The following is a 1,343-nucleotide window of genomic DNA, read 5'->3' as shown; positions in this document are numbered from 1 at the left end:
GTCTACGCCGTCGCCATGACCACGATCGGCCATTTCGAGCGCGCTCTCGGCCGGCGGGCATTGTGGGCGCCGCATTATGCCGAGGCTCCCGGCCGCACCGGCGACATGACGGTAAAGGCGCATTATGTGCCGCGCCTTCGCATCTATCCGCATGGGTTGCGCGCCGAGAACGCCTATTACAGCCCGGAAAAGAAGGCGCTGCTGTTCGGCTATTTCCCGGCGACCAGCAATGAGGGCGACGTCACCACGCCCGGAACGACGGTATTCTCGTGCCTGTCCAGCGATATCGTCGCGCATGAGATGTCGCATGCGCTGCTCGACGGGCTGCATCGCCGATTCCAGGAAGCGTCCAATCCGGACGTGCCGGCCTTCCACGAGGCCTTCGCCGATATCGTCGCGCTGTTCCAGCATTTCACCCTGAAGGAGCTGGTCAGCTTCGAAATCGGCAAGGCGAGGGGCGAACTGTCGGCCGCCTCGCTGCTTTCGGGTATCGCCAAGCAGTTCGGCGAAGGCAGCGGCAGGGCCGGACCGTTGCGCGAATATGGCGGCGCCGGCATGGCCGACCTCGATTACGACAAGACCTTCGAGGCGCATGATCGCGGCTCGATCCTGGTGTTCGCCGTCTATCAGGCCTTCCTGGCCATCGTCGACCGGCGGACCGACGACCTGATCCAGCTTGCCACCGGCGGCTCCGGCATCCTGCCGGCGGGAACCTTGCATCCGAGCCTGGTCGAGCGCCTGACCGACGAGGTCGCCAAGACCGCCAGGCAGATGCTGACCATGTGCATCCGCGCGCTCGACTATTGCCCTTCCGTCGACATCAGCTTCGGCGAATATTTGCGCGCGCTGATCACCGCCGACCGCGACGCCTATCCGGACGATCCGCTGCACTATCGCCTGGCGTTCCTGGAATCGTTCCGCAAATGGAAGCTGTTGCCGCGCGACGTCCGCACCATCTCGGAAGAGACGCTGGCCTGGAGCGCGCCGGAGGACCCGTCGCCTTCCTGGCTGAAGGGCCTGCTGAGCAAGATCGATCTCGGCTGGAACCAGAAATTGAAGCGGGCCGAAATCTTCGCGCTCAACGACAAGAACCGCTATGCGCTGTGGAAGGCGATGCACAAGGCCTTCGCCTCCGATCCGGACCTCTACAAGCAGTTCGGCCTGCTGCCCGATCTGCCGCGCTACAATGAGGACGGCACGGTCATGCATGCGCCGAAGAAAGGCGAGACGACCTTCGACATCTATAGCGTGCGCCCGACGCGCCGCGTCGAGCCGGACGGCTCGTTCCGCGTCGAGGTGGTGGCCGTGATCCAGCAGCGCATTCCGGTTGCGCCGGACGGCAC

At 64.6% G+C, this 1,343-nt stretch carries 1 pseudogene; it reads left to right on the top strand.

The features are described 5' to 3' along the window. Window positions 1–15: 15 nt before the first annotated feature. Window positions 16–1,343 (top strand): annotated as a pseudogene (locus EOD07_RS34540) (peptidase S8); the annotation flags it as partial.

This window comes from Mesorhizobium sp. M2C.T.Ca.TU.002.02.1.1, from assembly GCF_003997225.1.
Note: the sequence above shows the minus strand (reverse complement) of the source record. Positions and strands in the feature narration are given on the sequence as shown.